17 protein-coding genes are annotated in these 19,689 nt (G+C 39.9%); 5 read left to right on the top strand and 12 right to left on the bottom strand.

Annotated features, from left to right (window positions below; all coding sequences use genetic code 11):
* Positions 1–92 precede the first annotated feature (92 nt).
* Both AUF14_RS13135 and AUF14_RS13140 read left to right on the top strand, forming a co-directional pair.
* Positions 93–1,232, top strand: a complete 1,140-nt coding sequence (locus tag AUF14_RS13135) for a site-specific integrase (protein WP_102866084.1) — start codon at positions 93–95, stop codon at positions 1,230–1,232.
* A gap of 16 nt (positions 1,233–1,248) precedes the next feature.
* Entirely contained in the window at positions 1,249–1,923 is a 675-nt protein-coding gene (locus AUF14_RS13140) for a Fic family protein (protein ID WP_048720164.1), read from the top strand.
* Positions 1,924–2,019: 96 nt separating this feature from the next.
* Here AUF14_RS13140 and AUF14_RS13145 read toward each other — a convergent pair whose 3' ends face one another.
* On the bottom strand, positions 2,020–2,838 hold the full coding sequence (locus tag AUF14_RS13145) for a ZIP family metal transporter (RefSeq protein WP_016179302.1): 819 nt from the start codon (positions 2,836–2,838) through the stop codon (positions 2,020–2,022).
* A 289-nt stretch (positions 2,839–3,127) separates the two neighbouring features.
* Here AUF14_RS13145 and spxB point away from each other — a divergent pair, with 289 nt between their 5' ends.
* Positions 3,128–4,849, top strand: coding sequence for a pyruvate oxidase (spxB, locus tag AUF14_RS13150; protein ID WP_049219105.1), 1,722 nt, complete (start codon positions 3,128–3,130; stop codon positions 4,847–4,849).
* A gap of 38 nt (positions 4,850–4,887) precedes the next feature.
* On the opposite strand, the gene AUF14_RS13155 is transcribed toward spxB, so the two are convergent.
* Complete coding sequence (locus AUF14_RS13155) at positions 4,888–5,265, bottom strand: PTS sugar transporter subunit IIA (RefSeq protein ID WP_225844228.1); 378 nt, start codon at positions 5,263–5,265, stop codon at positions 4,888–4,890.
* A 139-nt stretch (positions 5,266–5,404) separates the two neighbouring features.
* On the opposite strand from AUF14_RS13155, the gene AUF14_RS13160 reads away from it, so the two are divergent.
* Positions 5,405–7,024 (top strand): ABC-F family ATP-binding cassette domain-containing protein, encoded by a 1,620-nt coding sequence (locus tag AUF14_RS13160; RefSeq protein ID WP_048720654.1) that lies wholly within the window; start codon positions 5,405–5,407, stop codon positions 7,022–7,024.
* A 48-nt stretch (positions 7,025–7,072) separates the two neighbouring features.
* On the opposite strand, the gene AUF14_RS13165 is transcribed toward AUF14_RS13160, so the two are convergent.
* Complete coding sequence (locus tag AUF14_RS13165) at positions 7,073–8,038, bottom strand: AEC family transporter (protein ID WP_049219108.1); 966 nt, start codon at positions 8,036–8,038, stop codon at positions 7,073–7,075.
* A gap of 352 nt (positions 8,039–8,390) precedes the next feature.
* Here AUF14_RS13165 and AUF14_RS13170 point away from each other — a divergent pair, with 352 nt between their 5' ends.
* Positions 8,391–9,284, top strand: coding sequence for a LysR family transcriptional regulator (locus AUF14_RS13170; RefSeq protein WP_049220780.1), 894 nt, complete (start codon positions 8,391–8,393; stop codon positions 9,282–9,284).
* Between the two features lie 53 nt (positions 9,285–9,337).
* Here the strand turns inward: AUF14_RS13170 and AUF14_RS13175 are convergent, their stop codons facing one another.
* From AUF14_RS13175 to gyrA, 9 genes are all read right to left on the bottom strand, one after another.
* Complete coding sequence (locus tag AUF14_RS13175) at positions 9,338–10,204, bottom strand: DegV family protein (protein ID WP_049220782.1); 867 nt, start codon at positions 10,202–10,204, stop codon at positions 9,338–9,340.
* Positions 10,205–10,278: 74 nt separating this feature from the next.
* Positions 10,279–11,571, bottom strand: a complete 1,293-nt coding sequence (locus tag AUF14_RS13180) for an adenylosuccinate synthase (RefSeq protein ID WP_048719939.1) — start codon at positions 11,569–11,571, stop codon at positions 10,279–10,281.
* A 190-nt stretch (positions 11,572–11,761) separates the two neighbouring features.
* Positions 11,762–13,123 (bottom strand): replicative DNA helicase, encoded by a 1,362-nt coding sequence (gene dnaB / locus AUF14_RS13185; protein WP_016179294.1) that lies wholly within the window; start codon positions 13,121–13,123, stop codon positions 11,762–11,764.
* Positions 13,124–13,251: 128 nt separating this feature from the next.
* Positions 13,252–13,704, bottom strand: coding sequence for a 50S ribosomal protein L9 (gene rplI / locus AUF14_RS13190; RefSeq protein ID WP_016179293.1), 453 nt, complete (start codon positions 13,702–13,704; stop codon positions 13,252–13,254).
* Positions 13,701–15,665, bottom strand: coding sequence for a DHH family phosphoesterase (locus tag AUF14_RS13195; RefSeq protein WP_049220784.1), 1,965 nt, complete (start codon positions 15,663–15,665; stop codon positions 13,701–13,703). Before AUF14_RS13195 ends, rplI begins: the two co-directional genes overlap by 4 nt.
* 184 nt (positions 15,666–15,849) lie before the next feature.
* Complete coding sequence (rpsR, locus tag AUF14_RS13200; protein WP_010747412.1) at positions 15,850–16,083, bottom strand: 30S ribosomal protein S18; 234 nt, start codon at positions 16,081–16,083, stop codon at positions 15,850–15,852.
* Between the two features lie 23 nt (positions 16,084–16,106).
* Complete coding sequence (gene ssb, locus AUF14_RS13205; RefSeq protein WP_016179291.1) at positions 16,107–16,613, bottom strand: single-stranded DNA-binding protein; 507 nt, start codon at positions 16,611–16,613, stop codon at positions 16,107–16,109.
* A 44-nt stretch (positions 16,614–16,657) separates the two neighbouring features.
* Positions 16,658–16,960 (bottom strand): 30S ribosomal protein S6, encoded by a 303-nt coding sequence (gene rpsF, locus AUF14_RS13210; RefSeq protein ID WP_010742561.1) that lies wholly within the window; start codon positions 16,958–16,960, stop codon positions 16,658–16,660.
* 183 nt (positions 16,961–17,143) lie between these two features.
* On the bottom strand, positions 17,144–19,657 hold the full coding sequence (gene gyrA, locus AUF14_RS13215; RefSeq protein ID WP_053089213.1) for a DNA gyrase subunit A: 2,514 nt from the start codon (positions 19,655–19,657) through the stop codon (positions 17,144–17,146).
* Positions 19,658–19,689 lie beyond the last annotated feature (32 nt).

Consider the following 19,689-nt stretch of genomic DNA (forward strand, 5'->3'; position numbering starts at 1 on the left):
CATCGCCCCACGTTAGGTACTGAAAGGAAAACATAATCATCCATTTATACATATCTACTCTAATTGGCGTTGGTGGTAGATAGGAGAACACAATGGAAATCAAGAAATACACAAAAAAAGACGGTTCAACCGCCTATATGTTTAATGTTTACGTGGGATTAAATGCTAAAGGAAAGAACGTCTATCGTAAGCGACAAGGATTTAAAACGAAGAAACAAGCACAAATTGCACTTGCTAAGTTGCTGGAGGACATCGAGGAAAATGGATTTAACAGCGAAAAAAAGAAGTTAACTCTCAATGATCTATTTGAACTTTGGTTCGATCACCACAAGCTAAATATCAAAGAGTCAACCGCTTATAACTATGATCGATTCTACAAGAAGCATTTAAAGCCTGTTTTAGGTAGCTCTATTCTTTCAGATATAAAAGTTAGTGATTGTCAAAAAGTCGTTGATAGCTGGTTTAAGAGTGGTTTAAAGATGTATCCAGATCTTCGCAAGCTTGGTGTACAAATCATGAAATACGGCGTTGCGATGGAGTACATGATAGATAACCCTATGGCCAAAACAATCACACCTAGAAAAAAAGATGAAGGCTCCAAACTGCAATTCTACACAAAAGAGGAATTGATTCATTTTTTCAACTGCCTAGAAGATCATGGAAACTTTAAACAAATTGCTTTCTTTAGATTGCTTGCATTTACCGGAGCAAGAAAAGGCGAGATCTTTGCATTAACTTGGGGCGATATTGATTTTGCTAATAAGATGCTATCAATTAGTAAAACCCTAACTAGGAGCACGACAAACACTAAGCTAGTCCTGTCGGCAAAAACACAAAGTAGTATTAGAACTATAAGTTTAGACAAAGAAACTGTTAGAATCATGCAAAAATGGCGAATAATTCAACGTAGCGATTATTTAGGTAGAGGTTTCAATACTTCAAGTGCTGAGCAATACATTTTCACAACTGATAATAACGAGCTATACGGATCAGCCGCAGCAAACGAGTGGCTTAAATACATCGTTGAAAAATATAAATTGCCTAAAATATCACCTCACCATTTCAGACATACACATGCTAGTTTACTTCTTCAATCAGGCATACCTATCAAAGAAGTATCTGAACGGTTAGGTCATAAAGACACCACCATAACAGATCAAATCTATTCTCATGTCATGCCGGAAGAAGCGAAAAAGACAGCCGATAAATTTGCTCAATTTGTTGGATTTTAGAAAGGAGTACATCAGTATGAAAATCACACAAGACTACATGAGTGACGTTCTTATTCGTATGGCGTACCATTCCAGCGCCATAGAAGGAAATACTATCTCATTGGCTGAAACTGTTTCAATCATCCTAGAGAGCGTCATTTCTACAAATGAACAAGGCTATAGTATTCGTGAATTTTATGAGGTGGAAAATCACAAACAAGCATTTCACTACATTGTGGAATTACTAGAAGAAAAGAAAGACCTATCCGTAGAAGTTGTTAAAAATATTCATGCCTTGCTACTGGATCGCATTCAAGAAGACAAAGGGCAGTTCAAAAAGACTCAGAACGCTATCTTAGGCTCAACACTTCAAACAGCATCGCCACAGGACACACCGTTTTTAATGATCCAGTGGGTAGATAACACTACGTATAGATTGAGCGTTAATACAACGATTGATGAAGTTGCTGAGACATTAGCAGAAAGTCACATTCAATTTGAACGGATTCATCCTTTCAGCGATGGAAACGGACGCACAGGGCGACTGCTAAATATTTTCTTGGCGATGTCGTACGGCTATCCACCGATCATTATTGAAAAGGAACAGCGAGGACAATATATCCGATTACTGTCGGAAGAAAACTCTACAGAACTAGCAAAACTATTTAAGAAATCAATGCTATTTGAAGAGGAAAGAATGACACAATTTTAGGCGACTCACTGACCTTTTCACAGACCTTACCTATTTTCAAACAAAACAAAAAAGCTAGAAGCCTTATGCTACAAGGTTTCTAGCTAATATTAGGTATTACCCTAACGCAACATCTAAAATCATCATAATAATGAATCCTAACATCGCTCCAAAGACTCCAAAGTGATGTTTGCTGTCTGTTGTTGCTTGAGCTTCTGGGATTAATTCTTCCACTACAACATAGATCATTGCACCGGCTGCAAAAGAAAGAGCATACGGCAGCAACGGTTGAACACTTGTTACTAAAAGTGCTCCGATTACTGCCGCGATCGGTTCTACAAGTCCCGACGCTTGTCCGTAAATAAATGATTTTGTCCGGCTCAGCCCTTCTTGACGCAAAGGAATTGATACTGCCGCACCTTCTGGAAAATTTTGAATCCCGATCCCTAATGATACAGAGATTGCAGCCAAAACCGCCGCGGTGGGATTCGTTGCTTCACTTGCTGCCCCAAAAGCCACACCAACTGCCAAGCCTTCAGGAATATTGTGTAGCGTAATGGAAAACACCAATAAAATTGTTCGCTTTAAATGACTAGGAAAGCCTTCTTTTTCTTTATTAGGACCAAAATGCATATGAGGAATAGTCTTATCCGCTATATAAAGAAACAGGCCGCCAAGACCAAAACCAATACTGACCACCAACCAAGGAATCGAACCATTCGACTCAGCTGCTGCAATCGCCGGATCTAACAACGACCAAAAGCTTGCCGCAATCATCACCCCAGAGGCAAAACCCAACATCAAATTCAACACATTGCGGTTAATATTTTTAAAGAAGAAGACCAATGCAGCTCCCAACGCGGTCATTCCCCAAGTAAACAGCGTTCCTACTAACGCTTGTTGCCAGGCTGACAGGCCCAATAACCATTCAATCATATAAACCTCCATATTAGTTATTCTGATATTTCTCTTTCTATGGATAACCTAGCCATTTGCTGATCCATTGAAAATTTATTTTCTCTGCATCCGATTTCATTTAACTCTAAAAAGCTTAATGAAACTAACAAACTTTAGACTGGTATCCTGAAAACGGTTATTCACATTCACTTTAGCATATTTTAGGTATACCTGTAAACTTCTTGTGAGACACTTTCTTTGCTGGTTTTTTTTAGACGCGTTATACTTTTTAGGTAGGTAACTTACAAAATGAAAGTGAGTGAAGAAGATGGCAAAAATTAATGCAGGCGTAGCGATGGTCAATGTTTTAGAAGCTTGGGGAATCGATCATATTTACGGGATTCCTGGCGGTTCATTCAACTCAACGATGGATGCGTTATACCATGAACGCGAAGCAGTAAAGTATGTTCAAGTCCGCCATGAAGAAGCAGGCGCTTTAGCAGCCGCAGCTGATGCAAAATTAACTGGTAAAGTAGGCGCTGTCTTTGGTTCTGCAGGTCCTGGTGCTAGTCACTTGATTAACGGTCTTTATGACGCGCAAATGGACCATGTTCCGGTCTTGGCTTTACTGGGACAGGTAGCCTCTACTGCTATGAATTACAATGCATTCCAAGAATTAAATGAAAATCCAATGTTTGCAGATGTCAGTGTTTATAATCGTACAGTGATGACACCAGAAAGTTTGCCTCACGTAATCGATGAAGCGATCAAAGCAGCGTATCAGCAAAAAGGTGTCGCAGTTGTTACGATCCCTGTTGATTTCGGCTTTGAAGAAATCGAAGAAGCAGAAATTGCAACAGCAAAAAATCATAAAACAGGTGTCGTTTTCCCTGACGAAACAGATTTGAAAGCTGCTTTACCTTTGATCGAAACAGCGCATCAACCAGTTCTTTACATCGGACAAGGGGTTCGCGGCAACTTCGATGCCATCAAAGCCTTTTCTGAACATTTTTCAATGCCTGTTGCAGCTTCTGTTTTAGCCAAAGGGATTGTACCTGATTTATATGAAAACTTTTTAGGTTTTGCTGCTCGTGTCGCTACTAAACCAGCAAATGAAGCGTTGGCTGATGCTGACTTGATCGTCTTTGTCGGCAGTGATTTCCCATTTGGCCGGAATTTCTTCAATCCATCTGCTAAGTTTATTCAAGTTGATATTGATGCTGCTAAATTTGGCCGCCGCCACAATGTCGATCAATCAGTATTAGGTGATGGTGCAACAGCACTTCGCCGTTGGGTCGAACTCGGAACAGCCCGCCCTGCGGATGCGTGGTTAAAAGCCAACCAAGAAAATATCCGCAATTGGCATGCTTGGCGTAAGAGCTTTTATAATGACGAATCGACACCGTTAAGGGCGGAACCTGTCTTTAAAGAAATCAATCGCATTGCTGAACAGGACGCTGTGTATGTTGCGGATGTCGGAAATGTTACGTTGAATGCGATCCGTCATTTGGAAATGAATGGGGAACAACAATTCACAACATCTGGTTGGTTTGCTACGATGGGAAATGGGGTTCCAGGCGGAATCGCCGCTCAATTGACTTACCCAGATAAGCAAGTCTTTACCTTCAGCGGTGATGGTGGCTTTGCGATGCAAATGCAAGACGTCATTACACAAGTAAAATACAATTTGCCAATTATCAATGTGGTCTTTTCAAATGATGCCTTTGGTTTCATCGAAGCTGAACAAGAAGATACAGAGCAACAAAAATTCGGTGTCTTTTTAGAAGGAGCTGATTTCGGCAAAGTCGGAGAGGCACTTGGAGCTGACGGCTTCACGATTACTGAATATAGTCAATTAGAGCCGGCCTTCACTGCGGCAAAAGCTAGCAAACGTCCAGTCGTGATTGATGTTAAGATCAAAGATGAACGTCCATTACCGGTGGAAGCCTTACAATTAGAGCCAGAAAAATTCTCTGTCGAACAAATTAATGCCTTCAAAGAAAAATACCAAGTTCATGATATGCCGACATTACGTGAACTCTTGAAATAGAATAAAAAGGTTGGGCCATAAATTTTGACCCAACCTTTTTACATTCTACGAATCGTTTGTTTCGCTTCTATTTCTAATTGCTTCGTCAATTCTGCTGCGGACAACTCTCGGTTTACCAAAGCCTGCAGGACCATTGGCAAATTGACCCCTGTCACTAAGGACTGGCGCGAATCATCCATCACACAATAACTAGCATAACGAAATGGCGTTCCCCCAAACATATCTACCAGCCAAACCAGCTCGTCGACTTTTGTTAATAAGTCTTTGGCGTAATCTTCAATTTTTTCTTGCAGTCCTGTAGCACCTGGCTCGATATTTAAAGTTTCCACACAGCTCTGTTCGCCCAAAATAGATTCAGCCGTTTTCAACAGGCTGTCCGCTAAATGGTCGTGGGTCGCGATAATTATCCCGATCATACTGACACATCCCTTCAAAGCCAAGTCTATCCTATTTTAAATCCCAAGTAAATTCTTAACGGTTGACTTGAAACTTCAGATGTTCCCCGATATAATGCAAAGAGGCCTTGCGCCAATACTGATAAAGCGAGGAAAATCATTGATTACAGTAAGTGACGTTAGTTTACAGTTTCCTGATCGTAAACTTTTTGATGATGTAAATATTAAATTCACTCCCGGCAATTGTTACGGGTTGATTGGTGCCAATGGTGCCGGCAAATCAACCTTTCTGAAGATTTTAGCAGGCGATATCCAGCCTTCTACTGGCTCTGTTACTTTAGGTCCAAACGAACGAATGGCTGTGTTAAAACAGAACCATTTTGACTTTGAAGAATATACCGTTCTTGAAACAGTCATTATGGGGCATGAGCGCTTATACCAAGTCATGCAAGAAAAAGACGCCATTTATATGAAGGAAGATTTTTCTGACGAAGATGGTATTCGCGCAGCAGAACTTGAAGGCGAATTCGCCGAACTGGACGGCTGGGAAGCAGAACCAGAAGCAGCAGTTCTATTACAAGGATTGAACATTCCAGAAGAGTTGCATCAGCAAAAAATGAGCGAATTGACGGCTGGACAAAAAATCAAAGTCTTATTAGCTCAATCTCTTTTCGGTAAGCCAGATGTTCTGTTACTAGACGAACCAACAAATGGTTTAGATATCCAATCGATCAATTGGTTAGAAGAATTTTTAATTAATTTTGATAATACCGTTATCGTCGTTTCCCATGACCGCCACTTCTTGAACAAAGTGTGTACTCATATGGCCGACCTAGATTTCGGGAAAATCAAGTTATACGTCGGAAACTACGACTTCTGGTTAGAATCAAGCCAGTTAGCAGCAAAATTACAATCTCAGCAAAATGCGAAAAAAGAAGAACAAATCAAAGAATTGCAAGAATTTATTGCTCGTTTCAGCGCTAATGCGTCAAAATCAAAACAAGCGACTTCTCGTAAGAAAATGTTGGATAAAATTACCTTAGACGATATTCAGCCTTCTTCACGCCGTTATCCCTTTGTACAATTCAAACCAGAACGGGAAATCGGAAATGACTTGCTGCAAGTAGATAATGTCAGTGTAACAATCGACGGCAAAAAGATTCTAGACAATATCTCATTTACCTTGAATCGTGACGACAAAGTTGCTTTCATCGCTGAAAACGACTTGGTAACAACTACATTATTCAAAGTTATTATGGGTGATCTAGAACCCGATACAGGAACGGTTCGTTGGGGTGTAACAACCAGCCAGGCTTACTTGCCAAAAGATACGACTAAGGAATTCGACAGTGATATGCCGATTCTTGATTGGCTGCGGCAATACGCCAGTAAAGAAGAAGACGATAACACCTTCTTGCGCAGCTTCTTAGGTCGTATGCTGTTTTCTGGTGATGAAGTAATGAAGCCTGTCAACGTCTTATCCGGTGGTGAAAAAGTTCGTTGTATGCTATCAAAATTGATGCTGTCAAAATCAAATGTCTTAGTCTTAGATGATCCAACCAATCACTTAGACTTAGAATCCATCTCAGCATTGAACGAAGGTCTGATTGCGTATAAAGGCTCCCTTCTATTCGCCTCTCATGACCACCAGTTCATTCAAACGATCGCGAACCGTATTATTGCGATTTCCGAAAATGGCGTGGTTGATCGTGCAGAGACAACATATGATGAATTCTTAGAAAATCCAGAAGTACAAAAACAATTGAGCCATTTGTATTAAAAAAAAGCATTCGCAATTCGCGAATGCTTTTTTGATTGAGGAAGCAAATTAAATAAATTGAACGAGCTGCATTAAAATTGGAACGACCACTACAAACAAGATTGTACTTGTCGTTACTAAGTTCGTCGCGTACTTAACATCACCATGTGCTTCATTTGCTAAGATTGGCAAAACAGCCAACATCGGAGTGGCAGATTGTACAATCAGCGTTTGCTTCAACAGTGGTGCTAGATTGGCACCAAAGGCATTTGAGCCGAGAGCGATCAAACCGATCAACACAGCAGGAGCTAAAACAAAGCGGCCCAGTAATGCCACGACTGTATCACGATCGAAGCGAATACTCTTCAAACCAGCATCGTACAAAACAATCCCAATATAAAGCAGTGATAGCGGAGTAACGATACTACCAACATAACCAAGCGTTGCATTAATAAAGTTTGGCACAGGAATTCCTATTAACAAGAAGATGATGGCTGCGATAAAGCCTAGTAATGGCGGCGGCAATAGTTTCTTCCAGTTCAATTTGGCTTTAGTTTCACCTTTGACTTTAGTTGGATCATCGTTTGAGATCAAGAAGACTCCAAATGCCCAAGTTGAAACTGTGTTGGTTACATAATAAACCAAGAAATAGGGCAACGCTTTTTCACCAAATAGAGCAATATTCAAAGGTAACCCAATAAAGATCGTATTAGCATTCACCACAGCGTTCATAAATATTCCGCGGCGTCCTGGGCGAATCTTTAAAATTTTAACTAGTCCATAGGCCAAGAGGTAAGAGATAATGACGGCTCCAACTGGATAGATTAAGCTACTCGATAACTGAAATAAACTTTCTTTGGTTAAATTCTTTAACACGGATACAAAAATAGATGCTGGCAGTGCCACTCGCGTGATCAGTGATGAAATACTTTTTCCAAAACTTTCATCAAACCAGCCCTGACGCTTTAATAGATACCCTAAAGCAATCATAATAATGATACTCAATACACTTTGAATTGATTGAAAGAAAATCATCTTTTTTCCTTCTTCCTTTTAAACTATTTTTTTCGCTAACCAAACGATTATCTTCATCGTTCTCTTATTCGAAATCAAGAGGTTAAGAAAGTCTTCGTGAAACCGGACATGGATACCCTGCTGTAAAGCGATTTATTCATGTGAAAATTTTATACTTTCCTTACAGTTGAGTAAATTTCATTAATTTTGAAACTTATGGCAATACTAATGCCTCAGTTTACTTATATAATTTCGTTGCCTCTATCGTTGCTTACATTTAGGACGATACACGCCCCCACAAACTATAGTCAAAACAAAAGCTTAGGATAAATTTTATTTATATGATAATCTAATTTCACAAGAGGAGATTATTATGAACTTTAAAGACCTAGAATATTTCCAACGATTAGTACGTGAGAAAAATTTTACAAAGGTTGCCAATGCCTTTCATGTCAGTCAACCAACCATTACCTATGCAGTAAAACGTCTAGAAGATGAATTAGGAACGCAGCTCGTTTATCGTGATCAATCTCACAAACAATTAATCATTACCCAAGCTGGCTTAATCCTATCCCGACACATTTCAAATATCTTGAAAGAAGTAACCATCGCCGTTACAGAGATTGATCGCTTGAAGGAAGAGACCTTAGATTTTGGGTTGCCACCGATCATCGGAAATTTTTACTTTCCCAAGCTCTCTTCTTACCTTTTCAAAAATAATTTAATGCGACACATCCATCTAGTAGATGGTGGCTCGCGTGATCTCTACGGACTTTTGCGCCGTGGAAAAATTGATCTTGCTTTGTTAGGATCAACACAGCCGATTCGTGATGATGAACTGACCAGTGAACTGCTGATTGAAAAGCGTTTTATGATTGTTGTTAGCCCAAATCATCCTTTGGCTAAACGCAGGGAAGTGTCTTTTTCTGAATTGAAGGATGAACCCTTTGTCCTATTGAATGAGCATTATGTCCATCCGACTGCCTTCAAAAAAATGGCTCAGCAAGCTCATTTCGAACCACATATTATCTATCAAAATAGCAATTTGAATATTTTAAAAGGGATGATTCGTGAACAGATTGGTATCGGTTTTTTAGCCGAACTAGCAGTTTCATCCGATGATCATTTGGTGATGATCCCGATTACTGATGAACCTCAACCAACCTTCATGATTTCATTGGTACAACGGGAACAAATTTTAGATTCTACGATTCGAGGACAATTAATTGAACTAATCCGCGACTTCAGCCAACAAAAAGAACACTAAAAAGAAGAGGTTGTGACAATTGATTTTGCCACAGCCTCTTCTTTGAATGATTTCTATTTTCGTTTTTCACCACGAGTGAAGACCGCGATACAGCCAAGGCCAGTATGACTGGCGATAGTCGTCCCTAGCGGAAAGATTCGAACTTCTTTTGGCTGAATACTTTCTTCTAGATGACGTTTCACCTCTTCCGCGCCTTCTTGATCTGCGCTGGTCGTGATAAAGATCGTTTGATTTGCTGGATCTGATGTTACTTCGCTAATTTTATCGGCAACCAACTGTAAGGCTTTTTTACGTCCGCGAATTTTTTCAACATTTTGCAGCTTGCCTTCAACATCCACTGTAATGATTGGCTTGATATTCATCAGACCGCCGATCGCAGCACTTGTCTTTGAGATGCGTCCGCCACGTTGTAAGTGATTTAAATCGTCCACAGTCACCCAATGATGATAGGTCAGCTTATTTTCTTCCAACCAGTGATGCAGGTCTGCTAAAGACATTCCTGCTTGTTGTTTCAGTGCCGCTTCATAAACAATCAGGCCTTCACCGCCACTAGCAGCTAAAGAATCCACTACGTAAACTTCCGCATCTGGCAGGTCTTCTTTTAAGAGCTCAACTGCCTGCATCGCACTTTGATACGAACCGCTCATTCCAGATGTGAAGCAGATATACAAAACTGGTATATTTTTCTCCGCATAGCCGCGGAAAAATTCTACATAACGACCAACATTAACTTGTGACGTCGTTGGCATCGCTCCATCTTTAATTCGTTGATAAAAATCATCAATCTTAAAATTACGACCCAAATCATCTGCGAATTCCGTGCCATCTATTGAAACATACATCGAAATAAAATCAACGTTATTTTCTTTCAATACTTCATAAGGCAAATCACAACATGAATCTGTCAGAATCTGATACATTTTAAAATCCTCCAAACACCCACTTAATAGTAAATCCATTTTACTAGATAATTGGTTGCTTGTCTCACAATAAGTTAGATTTGCGCCCAAACACTTTCCATAATATTCGTTTGTGTCCGATCTGGTCCTACAGAAAAAGTAGAGATTCGTACACCAACAAGCTCTGAAACACGACGAACATAGTTCCGAGCATTTTCAGGCAAGTCTGCTAAATCACGACAGCCAGTAATATCCTCACTCCAGCCAGGTAGCTCTTCATAAACTGGTTTGCAGCGATTCAATTCCTTTAAGCTTGCTGGATAATGGTAGATTAATTCTCCGTCTAACTCATAAGCGGTACAAATTTTGACTGTTTCCAAGCCGCTCAACACATCGATTGAGTTCAAAGATAGATTGGTAATGCCTGAAACACGTTTTGAGTGACGCATAACCACAGAGTCAAACCAGCCAACCCGACGTGGACGGCCAGTTGTTGTTCCATATTCACGACCGACTTCACGAATTTGATCACCAACTTCGTCAAATAATTCCGTTGGAAAAGGTCCATCACCAACGCGTGATGTATAAGCTTTACATACCCCTACGACTTTATCAATCTTCGATGGTCCAACACCGCTACCGATCGTGACACCACCGGCAACCGGATTGGAAGAGGTAACAAATGGATAAGTCCCTTGATCAATATCCAGCATTACACCTTGTGCCCCTTCAAATAAAACACGTTTTCCTTGATCCAACGCATCATTTAAGATTACTGAAGTATCTGTTACGTATTGCTTGATCTGTTGACCATATTCATAATACTCTTCAAAAATATCATCAAAGCTCATTGCTTCATCATCAAACATTTTAACAAATTGACGATTTTTTTCTTCCAAATTGATTTTCAAGCGTTCTTCAAAAATTTCTTTATCTAATAAATCAGCCACACGAATACCAACACGAGCCGCTTTATCCATGTAGGCTGGTCCGATCCCTTTGATGGTCGTACCGATTTTATTATCACCTTTTGCATCTTCCTGCAATTGATCCAACTTGATATGGTATGGCAAGATGACATGGGCGCGATCTGAAATACGCAAATTATCCGTCATAACCCCACGTTCATGTAAATAAGCCAATTCCGTAACTAATGACTTCGGATTGACGACCACACCGTTTCCGATAACACTGATTTTTTCTTTGTAGAAAATCCCAGAAGGAATCAAGTGTAATTTATATGTTTCATTGTCAAATTTGATTGTATGACCTGCATTATCTCCACCTTGGTAACGAGCAATGACTTCCGCATTCTCACTTAAAAAATCCGTGATCTTTCCTTTACCTTCATCGCCCCACTGCGTCCCTACAACTACTACAGATGACATCTGAACACCTCATTTTATTTTATTTAATCCTGAACCATTGTAACAAGAATAGCGCTATACTTCAATTAAAATTCGAATATTAAAATATAAAGATTATAAAAACAAGGTAAATCACGAACATTATTTTTCAATAATCGGAAAATCAATACAAATTTCGAATACTAAAAAAAGCGCAAGTTCAAGACCTGCGCTAGAAATCTTCTCTCGGTGATAAAGAAGAAAATTTATTGTATTCCTTGATAAAGAGCAGTTCTACGGTTCCTCGTGCCCCGCTCCGGTTTTTCTCAATGATTACTTCGATTACGTTACGGTTAGCTAATGATTCTTCCTCCTCTTCACCTTCACGATCGTAATAATCATCACGATATAAGAAAGCAACGATATCGGCATCTTGCTCGATTGATCCTGATTCACGGATATCACTCAACACCGGACGCTTGTCTTGCCGTTGTTCAACCCCACGAGAAAGCTGTGACAAAGCAATGATTGGTACTTTTAGCTCTTTTGCCAGCTTTTTCAATTGTCGTGAAATTTCAGAAACCTCTTGTTGGCGATTTTCTCGTCCGGTTCCTTCAATCAATTGCAGATAGTCAATTAGGATCAAACCAAGATTGCCTTTTTCCTTGGCTAATTTGTGACATTTTGCTCGAATCTCAGATACTTTGATTCCGGGAGTATCATCAATAAAGATATTCGCACGAGACAGGCTTCCCATTGCAACGATCAGGTTTTGCCATTCTTCTTCAGACAGCTGCCCTGTTCGTAAGTGACTCGCTTCAATTGATCCTTCTGCACACAGCATCCGGTTCACTAAGGATTCTGCCCCCATTTCCAAACTGAAAATAGCGACTGATTTATCAGTTTTGGTTCCAACATTTTGGGCAATATTCAAAGCAAAAGCTGTTTTACCTACCGCTGGACGAGCAGCTAAAATAATCAGCTCTTCTGCCTGCAGACCCGCAGTCATTTTATCTAACGCTGCATAACCAGTTGGCAAACCAGTAATTTCTTCATCATTTCTAGCTAACTGGTCGATATTTTCAATCGCAGTATTCAAGACCTCACTGATGGTCAAAAAACCGCTCTTATTGCGTCGTTCTGATACTTCCATGATATTACGCTCGGCAGCATCTAAAATCGTTTGTACGTCGTCTCCTTGCTCAAAACCCTCGGTCACGATATTGGTAGCCGTTTGGATCAGATTTCGCAATAAGGACTTTTCTTCCACGATTTTAGCGTAATAGCCTACGTTAGCCGCTGTCGGAACGCTCAAAGCAAGTTCAGATAAGTAACTTAAACCGCCAGCATCTTCCAGCTGGTTTTGTTGTTCTAGTAATTCTTTGACCGTCACTACATCGATTGCTTCATTGCGATCGTTTAGTTGAATCATTGCTCGAAAAATCAGTTGATGACCGCGACGATAAAAGTCTTCTGGAACTATGTACTCCATGGCCGTGATTAAAGCATCGGTCTCCAAAAAAATAGAGCCTAAGGTCGCTTGTTCGGCTTCAATACTTTGGGGTGGAACACGATCTTGTAACATTTCGCTCATGTCTGTTTACGCTCCTCTTCGTCCATCTATTTTACAAAATCTGCTCACTAAATACAATAAAGAGTATAAGAGATTCTCGTAATTTCAAGAACTCTCATACTCTCTTGTAATTATTCCGTTTAAATAAATTATTCTTCCACTACATGGACTTTAATGATTCCCTCAACCTCTGTATGGAGTTTTACCGGAACTTTCGTATAGCCCAAAGTCCGAATCGGATTCTCCAATTCGATCTTGCGTTTATCAATTTTCAAATCATATTGTTTTTTCAAACCTTCAGCGATTTGTTTTGAAGGAATTGAGCCAAACAAGCGTCCGTCCTCGCCGCCCTTAGCTTTGATTTCTACCACAGTCTCTTCTTTCGCTAAAAAGTCCGCCAGTTTTTTAGCTTCAGCCAATACTTCGGCCGCCTTTTTATCCTGGGCTTTCTTTTGTCCACTCAATTCAGAGATACTGCTTTTCGTCGCTTCCTTTGCTAGTTTATTCTTTAGCAGATAATTTTGCGCGTAACCTGTTGGGACTTCCTTGATATCGCCTTTTTTCCCCTTGCCTTTAACATCTTGTAAAAAAATTACTTTCATTCTTCTGTCCCCTCCGTTAACTGTTTATTAATGGCATCCAATAATTGTTCTTTCGCTTCAGCGATCGTACTATTCGATAATTGAGTAGCAGCATTTGTAAAATGCCCGCCGCCACCTAAAGCTTCCATCACCGTTTGGACATTAATCGTCCCAGAACTTCTAGCACTGATAGCAATCACGCCATCAGTTCTTTTGATGATCACGAAAGCCGCATTAATATCCACCATCGATAACAAAGTATCCGCGGTTTTGGCTGCCGTTACACTATCATACTCATGATCATCCGTCCCAGTAGCGACAACGATATCTTCTCTGACATAATCGCTCTCACCCACTAGCTTACTAATTTCCAAATAGGATTGGATATCGGTACTCAATAGATATTGTACTAAAGAAGCATCCGCTCCACAAGTCTTTAAATAACTAGCGACATCAAACGTTCGGGCTGTTGTTCGAACAGCAAAATTCTTAGTATCAACCGTAATACCAGCTAATAACAGTGTCGCAGCCATCTTACTCATTCTTTGCCGTTCATTACTCTCAAATTGGATCAGCTCTGTAACTAACTCTGACGCCGAAGATGCCGAAGACTCAATGTATGTGAGTAATGATTTTTCCGGGAATTCTTCTCCTCGTCGATGATGATCGATAATAACGATATTTTCAAATTGTTCATACAGATCCTGATCAATTGATAACGATGGACGATGATAATCTACCATAACTAATAAATCACCGGCTTTGCGCTGTCTTTTGGCGGCATCCGGAGAAATCAGTAAATCTTCCAACTCCCCGTTTTTATGAATTTCTGTCAAACAGCGTTCGACATCTGGAATTGTTTCATCCTCATTAATGACAATTCGAACTTTTTTATCATGATAGCGAGCTAAACAAGCAACGCCAAACGCAGAACCGATCGCATCCATATCTGGAAAACGATGTCCCATCACAAATACATTGCCTGTTTGATTAAAAACATTCTTCAAGGCTGTTGACATTGCTCGTGAACGCACGCGTGTCCGCTTCGCAGCACTTGCAGAGTTACCGCCATAGAAAACCGGCTTTTGGCCTTCTCCAGCATTTTTAACCACCACTTGATCGCCGCCACGAACCAATGCAATATCTAAATTATTTTGGGCTTCGTCACCAATCACTTCTAATGATTCTGTTCCATAGCTGATACCCATACTGACAGTAATCAGCATGTCTTGCTTTTCAGCCGAAACACGAATATGTTCTAGCAAATCAAAATTATTCTCGATCATTTTTTCTAAATCATCATAGCGAGCAAATAGAAAAAAGCGCTCTTCATTGACTCGTTTATAGAAAATCCGATAAGAATCCATCCAATCAGAAATAATCGTTGTAATGAAGGAATTTAAGTTTGATACTTCCTTATCGTCTCGACGATCAATTACATCATCATAATTATCTACTGAAAGAATTCCAACCACAGCTTGTTGTTGCTTTTCCTTATTTTCTAACGCATACTCCTTCGTGATATCAATTAGGTAAACAACGCGTCTCTCTTTGTTTAAATCAAAATGATAAAGAATATTATCTATTTTATAAATACTCTTCCCTTTTTCAGCCCGTTGCAGCAATTCATTGACCATATCTTGCTGGTCTTCTTTCGTCAAATGCTGAATTTTTTCTGTAATTGCCGGATTCGACCAAATGAAAGTATTGTCATCATCCCAAGTAATAATCCCTACAGGCATGTCATCAGATACATATTCTAATGCCTCTTCAGCATATCGAGAAGCATCTTGAATTTTCTGTTGATTGGTAATCTCAGTTTGTTTACGTAAAGCAATCATATAAAACCATAGTAAAAGATCGATTAATATAACGATTGCCGCTGATAAAATACTGAACGGCAATACGAAAATTGCGGCTAATTGAATCAGTAGTATGCAGAACAAGAAAAAGGACCATTTCATTCTAGGATTCCTTTTCATTTAGAACCTCCTAATTCATTTTACCTATTCATCCTGCTTTTCTATGCTAAAACCCCAACAAGCAAAATGATTAGACTAACAGTGTAATTTTATCACAATCTGCCTCAGCAAGCGACTTTCCTGAATGTTTCACGTGAAACACAAAAAAGAGACTTCGCGTTCGAAGTCTCTTTAAAATGACAGTTTAGTCTTCAGAAACGAATGCTAATAAGCCCATAATACGTGCGCGTTTAATAGCGATCGTTAATTTACGTTGGTTTTTAGCGCTTGTTCCTGTTACACGACGAGGCAAAATTTTACCACGTTCGCTGATGAAACGTTTTAGTAATTCAATATCTTTATAATCGATATATTCGATATGATTAGCAGCAATATAGTCTACTTTACGACGTTTGCGACCTCTTCTTTGTTGTGCCATTCCGTTTCCCTCCTATTCAATTGTTAGAATGGTAAATCATCATCTGAAATGTCGATAGAGGATCCACTAAATGGATCTGAATCTCGATCGAAGTCAGGCATAGTGTTCTTAGCTGACTGAGAGGATTGATTATAATTGTTGTTAAAATTATTTCCCCCACCTTGGAAGCTATCACCGGAACTTGGGTTCTGTTGACGTTGTTCACTTGCAGTACGAGATTCCAATAATTGGAAATTCTCAGCAACAACTTCTGTCACATAGACACGTTGCCCTTGCTGATTTTCATAATTTCTTGTTTGGATACGGCCAGTCACACCTAAAAGAGTTCCTTTGCGCGCATAATTAGCTAAAGTTTCTGCTGATTTCCGCCAAATTACACAATTGATAAAATCTGCCTCGCGATTCCCGCTTTGATTCGTAAAATTACGATTCACAGCTAAAGTAAACGTGGCAACACCTGTACCATTTGCGGTGTAGCGTAAATCAGGATCCTTTGTTAAACGACCAACTAGTACAACATTATTAATCAAAGTAAAGCCAGCTCCCTTCTCGTCAATTGTTTCACGTGAAACAATTATTCTTCAATCTTAACGATCATGTGACGAATAATATCGTCATTGATTTTTGCAAGACGATCGAATTCGTTAACTGCACTAGCTGTTGTTGGCGCAGTTGCATTGACGATATGGTAGATGCCTTCACGGAATCCGTTCATTTCGTAAGCGAAACGGCGTTTTTCCCAATCTTTTGAATCGATAATTTCAGCTCCATTATCTTTCAAGATTGTATCGAAACGTTCTACTAAAGCAGTTTTTGCTTCTTCATCAATGTTCGGACGAATGATGTATGTGATTTCATACTTCGTGTTTTGACTCATTGATTTTCACCTCCCTATGGACTATAAGGCTCTTAATTCTATTAAGAGCAAGGAGAGCGATCTAAATTTTATCTAGACTACTCACAAATATTCATTATACATAATCATCCTGCAAAAATCAAATGTTTCTTTACTTTAAGATACGAAAAAAGACTGGAATTGCTCCCAGTCTTCAAACTTTTTTTACTCTTCTGTATCATTTTGTGCTTCTTCAGTAATTTCTGTTGTTTCTGCAGCCTCAACTGTCTCAGTCTCTTCGACTTCTTCGTCTTCTTTATCAACGATAGCCATCGTCACAACTTTCGTGTTTCCTTCCATCTTCATTAATCGTACTCCTAAAGTTGCACGACCTGTTTGTGAAACACTGCCAGCGTTGAAACGAATGATTACACCCTTATCTGTAATCAATAAAATGTCTTCATCACCAGTGACTGTCGTTAGTCCTGCCAGTGGACCATTTTTTTCTTTGACGTTAGCGGTCTTGATTCCTTTACCCCCACGACCTTTGACAGGATATTCAGAAGCTTTCGTCCGCTTACCATAACCTTTTTCGGTAATAACTAGAACTTCTTGATTTTCTTTCAGTACAGCTGAGCCGATTACATAATCCTCGTCTCGTAAACGAATCCCGCGAACTCCGCTGGCTGTCCGTCCCATATCACGAACAACTGCTTCTTTGAATGTTACAGAATAGCCATCATGGGTACCAATAATGATCGTTTCGTCACCTTCAGTGGACATTACATTTACTAATTCATCACCTTCACGCAATCCAATCGCAATCAGTCCATTAGCACGAATATTTGAGAAGGCCGTAACAGTTGTACGTTTGACCGTTCCTTTCTTTGTAACAAAGAATAAGAAATGACCATCTTCTGCTTGTCCATTCACCGAAATTACGGCTTGAATCGTCTCATTCGAATCAATTCCCAGTAGGTTGATAATTGGTATCCCTTTAGCTGTCCGTCCATACTCAGGCACTTCATACCCTTTCGCCCGATATACGCGTCCGCTATTGGTAAAGAATAGCAATGTATCGTGAGTCGAACATGAGATCAATGTTTTCACGAAATCATCATCGTGAATCCCCATCCCTTGAACTCCACGTCCACCACGACGTTGCGCCCGAAACTCAGTTGATGCTACACGTTTGATGTAACCATTATTTGTGAGTGTAATGACAACATCTTCTTCTTCGATCAAATCTTCATCTTCAAGGCTCAATACTTCACCGACTAATAATTCTGTTCGACGATCATCACCAAATTTAGCAGCAATTTCTGCTAACTCCGTACGAATGATTTCTTCCACACGTTCAGGACGCGCTAAAATGTCTTCTAAGTCGCTAATTGTTTTTAACAGCTCTTGGTATTCATTTTCAATTTTCTCGCGCTCTAAGCCCGTTAAACGGCGTAAACGCATATCTAAGATTGCTTGTGCTTGACGATCAGATAATTCAAACCGTTCCATTAATGTCGTTTTAGCGACATCATCTGAAGCCGAATTACGAATCGTTGCAATAATCTCATCTATATGATCTAACGCGATACGTAAACCTTCTAAGATATGAGCACGTGCTTCAGCCTTTTTCTTATCGAAGATTGTTCGACGAGTAATAACAATTTTTTGATGCTCAATATAATTCTCCAAGATTTGCTTCAAGTTCAAGATTCTTGGTACACCTTTTTCAATTGCTAACATATTGAAACTAAAGGATGTTTGCAGTGATGTCATCTTGTATAAATTGTTCAAAATAACAGAAGCACTAACATCACGACGAACTTCGATGACAACCCGCATTCCTTCGCGAGAAGACTCATCACGTAAATCAGTAATGCCTTCTACTCGTTTATCTCGATGCAATTCAGAAATTCGTTCGATCAGTTTAGCTTTATTAACCATATACGGCAATTCGGTAACGATAATTCGTTCCTTGCCGTTCTTTTGTTCTTCAATCTCGATCTTCGCACGAACCGTAATTGAACCTTTACCTGTTTCATATGCTCGACGAATCCCTGATTTCCCCATAACTAAACCGCCAGTTGGAAAATCTGGTCCTGGAATGCACTCCATTAACTCTTGTGTCGTTGCCTCAGGATTTTCCATCAATAATTCAATTCCGGCTGTCACTTCTCTTAAATTATGAGGAGGGATATTCGTCGCCATACCAACTGCAATCCCTGTTGCTCCGTTCACTAATAAATTCGGAAAACGTGCTGGTAATACCACAGGCTCTTGTTCACTGTCATCGTAGTTTCCTTGAAAATCAACGGTATCTTTATTGATATCCCGCAGCATTTCCATCGCGATTTTACTTAGACGAGCTTCGGTATAACGCATCGCTGCCGCGCCATCTCCATCGACAGAACCAAAGTTTCCGTGTCCATCTACTAACATATTGCGGTAACTGAATGATTGAGCCATCCGTACCATTGATTCGTAAATCGCACTGTCACCGTGAGGATGATACTTACCCATTACATCCCCAACGATACGTGCCGACTTTTTATGCGGCTTATCGGGAGTGACTCCTAATTCGTTCATTCCATATAAAATCCGACGATGAACGGGTTTTAAACCATCCCGTACATCTGGTAAAGCACGTGCCACAATAACGCTCATTGCATAATCAATGAAGGATTCTCGCATTTCACTGGTTAGATTGACGTCATGTATATTCTCTCTACGATCTTCCAAAATGATCCTCCTAGTTCGTGTTGCTAAATTTA

The organism is Enterococcus avium, from assembly GCF_002891025.1.
GTDB classification, from domain to species: domain Bacteria; phylum Bacillota; class Bacilli; order Lactobacillales; family Enterococcaceae; genus Enterococcus_A; species Enterococcus_A avium.